General features: G+C 36.0%; 2 protein-coding genes. One reads left to right on the top strand and one right to left on the bottom strand.

Features of this window, described 5'->3' with window-relative positions; all coding sequences use genetic code 11:
- Positions 1-392: 392 nt before the first annotated feature.
- Complete coding sequence (locus tag ACESK1_RS13020) at positions 393-1508, top strand: PAS domain S-box protein (RefSeq protein WP_372920605.1); 1116 nt, start codon at positions 393-395, stop codon at positions 1506-1508.
- 57 nt (positions 1509-1565) lie between these two features.
- Here ACESK1_RS13020 and ACESK1_RS13015 read toward each other — a convergent pair whose 3' ends face one another.
- The gene (locus ACESK1_RS13015; RefSeq protein WP_372920604.1) at positions 1566-2411 is read right to left on the bottom strand and encodes a GNAT family N-acetyltransferase; all 846 of its coding nucleotides are present in this window, start codon (positions 2409-2411) and stop codon (positions 1566-1568) included.
- Positions 2412-2518 lie beyond the last annotated feature (107 nt).

Below are 2518 nucleotides of genomic sequence, written 5' to 3'. Positions count from 1 at the left end.
TCCAATTTTGATATAAGTAATTGTTCTCATCCTGGGTATCGAAGTTGTTTCCGGGAGACTAATAAAAATAAGAAAAAAGAAAGTGGTTTAAACGCTATGAGAAAGGAAGTCGGCAGGTTCCCAGGAAAGCATTAAAAGAGGGATTTTTGAAGCGTTTTTTCACACGTATTTGATTTTGACATTATTAACATTTAGAATGCCTATTCACTACATAAAGCATAAAATACCGATGAAATACACAAATAAGTGAGAAGTTTCGGAATTCGTGGGTTTTAAATCGTATGTTTGAATGAATCTGAATTATCGCTGTATTCCGTTTTGGTTCAGGCAGGTATTTGTAAGAATTCCTGTTTAAAATCAAATCAAAAAATGGTTTAAACATTTTTAAGTAAATGAAAAACGAATTCAATACCCTCCATATTTCTGATGATTCCCGGTTAGCTATTGAACAACAGTTTAACATTGAACCTTTTTTCGAGTCGTCTACAGATTTTCTTTGCATTGCTGGTTATGACGGGTATTTCAGAAGGGTAAATCCTGCATTTATTAAGTTATTGGGTTATACCCGGGAAGAATTATTTTCCAGTCCCATAAGCCATTTTGTACATCCCCAGGATAAGCAGAATACAGCTGAAACTCGGGCCCTGATTTTGGAAGGAAATCCATTGTTACACTTTCAAAACCGTTATATCACGAAAAATGGAGAATTAGTTTGGCTCACCTGGACCTCCATTCCCGAACCTTCCCTGAATTTAATTTATGCAATCGCAAAAAATATCACGCATATTAAAAAACTGGAGGAAGAGCGAAATTCCCTGCTTGCCAAGCTCACCAAAGTAAATGCAGAGTACAAGCAATTAACCTATACAACCTCCCATGATTTAAGGTCACCGGTCAATAATTTTATTTCAATCTTGAGTCTGATAGACAGTTCGAAGATAAAGGATGAAGAAACCCTGGAGTATATGGAGATGCTTGAAACCTCTGCTTTCCAGTTGAAGAACACATTGAATAAGCATATTGATCTTTTAAATGAAGAAGATAAACTGAGCCTAAAAGTTGAAAAACTAAACCTGAAGAATATCCTGGACACCACCATAGCGCCCTTAAAGGCCTTGATTGAAGATTCAAAAGCAGTCTTTGAAATAGATTTCACTGAAGTGCCTGATATTAATTTTAATGCTTTTTATCTGCACAGTATTTTTCTCAATTTAATTACGAATTCAATAAAATATGCCAGGCCCGGGATTCCCCCTAAAATCAGAATTTCCTCTAAACGGGTTGATAACACTGTAAAGATCATTTTTTCTGATAACGGGCTTGGGTTTGATACCGAAAAGGTTGGCGACAAAATTTTTGGTTTGAACCAGAGTTTTCATAATCACAATGATAGTAAGGGAATAGGCTTATACCTGGTCTATAATTATATGAATAGTTTAGGCGGTAGTATTAGTGTGGAAAGTAAGGTGAATGTTGGAACAACTTTTCTTTTAAATTTCAGATCTTAAACTGAGATCAAGGGCGTCGTTTTGTGCTGAAGCCTTTTTTGCTGCCGGCTGTGAACCCTATAACTGCTTGATCATTTCAAATTGCTTCCCTTTTAATGGAATGTTATTCGTTTTCAGAAACTCAGTAATTGAAATACATTGAGTATCTGTATTCATAATTTTAATCGAATCATTCTTATTGAATTTTATAGCTTCATTAAGCAATAAAGTTCCTATTCCTTTTCTTCTGTGCTGTTTTTCAACCGCTATTTGAGTGATATCTCCTGAATCGGGCTCAAAGATGCAATAGCCAATAAGTTTTGTGCCGGTAAACACTCCCAGGAATATAAAATCTTCTGAAGCTCTTTGAATGGCCTGAAAGTCATTCTGCCAGGTAGGATAAAAATCCCAGAAGCCGGAAACCGATTCAAAATTCAGCGTATCTAATTGTTCCACTGAGTAGCCTGATATTTTTAGCCTGCGGTCAATTTTTTCATTTTTCTGCATGAAATAATTCAGCTCCCTGGTGGTTTCAAAGCTAAGTTTTTTATAAACAGAAATGGCTTTAGGATTGTGTTGCAATACTTCCAGCAGGTATTGTTCAATATTATTTTCTTTCAGGTACGGCAGCGAGGTCTCGAAAATTTCTGTCGCCAGGCCTCTCCCTCGATAATCTTTTAAAGTTCCCGTGCCGGTATCATAGGCAGTGGGTTTACCATTAAAAACTCCAATTCCATTAAAAGTGAAAGCTACAATCTCTTCATTATCAAAGGCGGCAAAAGACAGTTCAGGAACGAAACCGCGCCTTTTTAGCATTGTTAAGAGTTGTGCTTTATTCCATTGCATTTCATAATCGGCAAAGGCCTGAGAGAATGCCCGAAAAATAGTTTCGAATTCTGTTTTTTCAAGAGATCTTATTTTCATTAAGTATGTTGCTGAATTTGGTTTTTCAAAAGCCTATGAAAATGCCAATAAATGTACTTAATCTTTTTAATTGTGAAGTGAATTGGAAGATTTCAGACAGCGGGATT

The organism is Salegentibacter sp. (assembly GCF_041642575.1).
In the GTDB taxonomy this organism is placed as follows: domain Bacteria; phylum Bacteroidota; class Bacteroidia; order Flavobacteriales; family Flavobacteriaceae; genus Salegentibacter.
The sequence above is the reverse complement of the archived record's forward strand: the minus strand, read 5'-3'. Positions and strand labels throughout refer to the sequence as shown.